Below are 4391 nucleotides of genomic sequence, written 5' to 3' on the forward strand. Positions count from 1 at the left end.
CGTTCAGCGCCAAAATCTTGGTTGTGCGCATGACGTTCTGGATCTCCGAGACCTTCATCGTCGCGAGATCCGAAACCTCTTTTGACAGCGCTAAAATCTGCTCCTGCATCGCCCGTCCGCTCCCCCACATCACTGCGCAACCAAATTCTTGCACAAAGTGGGAGCGTTCCTACCGTAATTATGCTGCGGTGCAAGGCTAAATGTTAATCATTTGTTATGAAAAAGAGGCAGAAAGCTTTCGGAAACATACTTCGAGTCGGGAGCGATTCCTAAAATTCGAACATTTTCAGACATCTTTATATTTTGTATACCAATATTAGGGCAGTAAAGCTGTCGCACACTCTGCTATGTTTTCATCCGCGACATAATGACGCATCCGTGATTTGTAATGGGACAGCCGCAAAAGCCGACAAAACCTGACCTTTTGGTCTAAAGCATCGCGCGTCAAAAACGACGCACGATGCTTTAGGTTTATATCGGCCCTCGCCGGGCGGTGCGTTTGACGCGCCAAGCGCTTAGGCGGGCGCATCCGTGCCCTTGGCCGCCGCCTCATCCGATGCGCTCGGCGCATCAAACGCGCTCAGGGCGGCTTTTAGAACCGCGTCCGATTCAACGGACGCGGCTCTAATGTAATAAAACTACTTTCCGTGGACTGCCGAACCGCCTATGATCGCCGCCAAGGTCAAAATCAGTCCTGGGAGGGACGTATGGCGCAGATTATTCCTGTAGCGCCTTTCGATTATGTCGTGTTCGGCGGCACGGGCGACCTCGCCCTGCGCAAGCTGCTGCCCGCGCTATATCATCGGCACCAAGATCAGCAGATCACCGGCCCGTCGCGGATTATTGCCGTTGCCCGCAGCGCGCTAAGCCGCGACGCCTATATTGCCAAAGTGCTGGAATGGCTGAAAGGGCAAGTCGGCAGCGATTTTGACGAGGCGACCTGGGCCGCCTTTGCCGATCGTATTCACTATGTCGCCGTCGATGCGACCGGCGATGCCGGGTGGCCCGACCTGGCGGCGGCGCTGGCCGATGGCGGCAGCAAAGTCCGCGTTTTCTATCTCGCCACCGCGCCGGACCTGTTCGGGCCGATCTGCCGCAGCTTGAAGGCGGCGGGTTTGGCGACGCCCGACAGCCGCGTCGTGCTGGAAAAGCCGATTGGGACCGATCTCGCCTCGGCGCGCAAGATCAATGACGAGGTTGGCGCGGTCTTCGCCGAACAGCAGATTTACCGCATCGACCATTACTTGGGCAAAGAGACGGTTCAGAACCTGCTGGCGTTGCGCTTCGCCAATAGTCTGTTCGAGCCGCTGTGGTCTTCGGCCTGGATCGATCACGTGCAGATCACCGTCGCTGAAACCGTCGGGGTGGAAAGCCGGGCGGGCTATTACGATAAGTCCGGCGCGCTGCGCGATATGGTGCAAAACCATCTGCTGCAACTCCTCTGCTTGGTGGCGATGGAGCCGCCCCGGCAGATGGATAAGGACGCGGTGCGCGACGAAAAGCTGAAAGTGCTGCGCGCGCTGAAGCCGATGAAAGCGCCGGACGTGCTGAGTTCCATCGTGCGCGGCCAATATAAGGCCGGGGCCTCGCGCGGCGAAGGCGTGCCGGGTTATCTGGACGAGCTTGGGCACGAAAGCCACACGGAAACCTTCGTGGCGCTGAAAGTGGAAATCCAAAACTGGCGCTGGGCGGGCGTGCCCTTCTATTTGCGCACGGGTAAGCGGATGAGCGAGAAAGTGTCGGAAATCGCCATTCAGTTTCGCCCGGTCCCCCATTCGATTTTCCCGGCCGATGCGGGCGTGATCGATCCGAACCGCCTCATCGTGCGCTTGCAGCCGAACGAGGGCATCCGCCTGCATATGATGACTAAGGAGCCCGGCCCCGGCGGGTTGCGCCTGCGCCCGGCTTCCTTGAACCTCTCCTTCGCCGAAACCTTCAAGATCCGCAACCCCGACGCTTACGAGCGCCTGCTGATGGACGTGGTGCGCGGCAATCCCACGCTATTCATGCGCCGCGACGAGGTGGAAGCCGCTTGGACCTGGGTCGAGCCGATCCTTGAAACCTGGGAGCGCCGCGCCGAGCCGCCGAAGCCTTACGTGGCCGGCACCACCGGCCCGGCCGCCGCCATCGCGCTGATCGAGCGTGACGGGCGCACGTGGAACGAGGAGGCCGAATAATGGCCAAGCTTCATCCCATGCTGGAAAGCGTTACCGCGCGGATTATCGAGCGCTCGAAAGACAGCCGCGCCACTTATCTCGCCCGCTTGCGCGCCGCCGCCGACAAAGGCCCGCGCCGCTCGCGCCTCTCCTGCGGGAACCTCGCCCACGGTTTTGCCGCCTGCGCGCCCGACGATAAGGCGGATTTGAAGGCGGCAGCCAAGCCGAATCTGGCGATCATTACGTCGTATAACGATATGCTGTCGGCCCATCAGCCCTTCGAGCCCTATCCCGCGATCATCAAAGAGGCTGCGCGCGAAGCCGGGGCCGTGGCGCAGGTGGCGGGCGGCGTTCCGGCCATGTGCGACGGCGTCACCCAAGGCCAGGACGGGATGGAACTGTCCCTGTTCAGCCGCGACGTGATTGCGCTCTCAACGGCGGTGGCGTTAAGCCACGCCATGTTCGACGGCGCGCTGTATTTGGGCGTCTGCGATAAGATCGTGCCGGGCCTCATTATCGGCGCGCTGACGTTCGGGCATTTGCCCTCGGTGTTCATCCCGGCGGGGCCGATGCCCTCGGGTCTGCCGAATAACGAGAAAAGCCGCATCCGCCAGCTTTACGCCGAAGGCAAAGTGGGGCGGGCGGAACTGTTGGAGGCCGAAAGCGCCTCCTACCATTCGCCGGGTACCTGCACCTTCTACGGCACTGCCAATTCCAATCAGATGCTGATGGAGTTCATGGGCCTGCATTTACCGGGCTCCAGCTTCGTCAATCCCAACACGCCGCTGCGCGAGGCGCTGACGCGCGCCTCGGTGCGGCAAGCGGTGGCGATCACGGCGGGCGGGGACTTCACCCCCATCGGCGAGATTCTCGACGAACGCGCTTTTGTGAACGGCATTATCGGTTTGCTGGTCACGGGCGGCTCCACCAATCACACGCTGCATCTGATTGCGATGGCCGCCGCCGCAGGCGTGCGCCTGACGTGGGACGATTTCAACGATCTGTCCGCCAGCGTGCCGCTCATGGCGCGCGTCTATCCGAACGGCTCGGCGGACGTGAACCATTTCCACGCGGCGGGGGGCTTGCCCTTCGTCATCGGCGAATTGTTGGACGCGGGCCTGCTGCACGAAGATGTGCGCACGATCCTCGGCCACGGGCTGTCCGCCTATCGACAGGAACCGTTCCTGGCCGACGATGGCGGCGTGACCTTCAAGCCCTCGACGCGCGAAAGCCACGATCTTACCGTGCTGCGCCCCGTCGCCAACCCGTTTGCGACGGACGGCGGCTTGCGCATGCTCACCGGCCCGCTCGGACGCGCGGTGATTAAGGTTTCGGCGGTGAAAGCCGAGCATCGCATCGTCGAAGCCCCCGCCCTCGTGTTCGACAGTCAGAATGCGCTGCAAGAGGCCTTCAAGCGCGGCGAGTTGGAACGGGATTTCATCGCCGTCATCCGCTTCCAAGGGCCGAAGGCGAACGGCATGCCGGAACTCCATAAACTCACCCCGGCCTTAGGCGTGTTGCAGGATAAGGGATTTAAGGTGGCGCTCGTTACCGATGGCCGCATGTCCGGCGCGTCGGGTAAGGTTCCGGCGGCGATCCATTTGACGCCGGAAGCCTTGGACGGCGGGCCGATTGCCAAAATCCAAACCGGCGACATTCTGCGCCTCGATGCCGAAGCCGGAACGCTCACCGTGCAGGCCGATCTCTCAGGCCGTGAGGCCGCTGTGATCGATCTCGCCGGGAATGATTTCGGCTGCGGGCGCGAGCTGTTCGGGGGCTTCCGCGCGCTGGTCGGCGGGGCCGAGAGCGGCGCGCATGTGTTCGGGGCCTTGCTGGACCGGCAGGGGGCGTAATCATGGCGATTATCACTCCCACCGCCGCGCGCCCCGTGGCTGGTGGCGGATATCGGCGGCACGAATGCGCGGTTCGGGCTGATTACGGGGCCGGGGGCGGGGCCGAGCCAGATCGGCAAAGTTCCCAGTGCCGAACACCGCACCTTGGCGAGCGCGGCGAAAGCCTATCTCGCGGCGCTGCCAAATGCCGTTCAACCCAGCGCCGCCTGTGTGGCGGTGGCGGGGCCGGTGACGGGCGACCGCTTCAAGCTGACCAATCAGGCCTGGGATTTCTCGGTTGCCGAATCGCGGGCCGAGTTGGGCCTGGATCACCTCGCGTTGGTGAATGACTTTGAGGCGCTGGCGCTCTCGCTCCCGCGTCTGAAGGAACTTCGGCAGATCG

At 62.5% G+C, this 4391-nt stretch carries 3 protein-coding genes; all 3 read left to right on the top strand.

The window, feature by feature from the left end:
* Positions 1-707: 707 nt before the first annotated feature.
* The gene (gene zwf / locus VZ95_RS11890; protein WP_045776030.1) at positions 708-2177 is read left to right on the top strand and encodes a glucose-6-phosphate dehydrogenase; all 1470 of its coding nucleotides are present in this window, start codon (positions 708-710) and stop codon (positions 2175-2177) included.
* A complete protein-coding gene (edd, locus tag VZ95_RS11895; RefSeq protein WP_198148261.1) occupies positions 2177-4009 on the top strand; it encodes a phosphogluconate dehydratase in 1833 nt (610 codons plus the stop codon). The genes zwf and edd overlap by 1 nt, the downstream gene beginning before the upstream one ends.
* Before the next feature lie 42 nt (positions 4010-4051).
* The coding region (locus VZ95_RS11900) for a glucokinase (protein ID WP_198148262.1) at positions 4052-4391 on the top strand (340 nt) is incomplete at its 3' end.

Source organism: Elstera litoralis (assembly GCF_000963705.1).
Lineage (GTDB): Bacteria > Pseudomonadota > Alphaproteobacteria > Elsterales > Elsteraceae > Elstera > Elstera litoralis.

Excerpts from the sequence above, each read along its gene's own strand:
- zwf (WP_045776030.1), top strand. The coding sequence starts at position 708 with ATGGCGCAGATTATTCCTGTAGCGCCTTTCGATTATGTCGTGTTCGGC.
- edd (WP_198148261.1), top strand. The coding sequence starts at position 2,177 with ATGGCCAAGCTTCATCCCATGCTGGAAAGCGTTACCGCGCGGATTATC.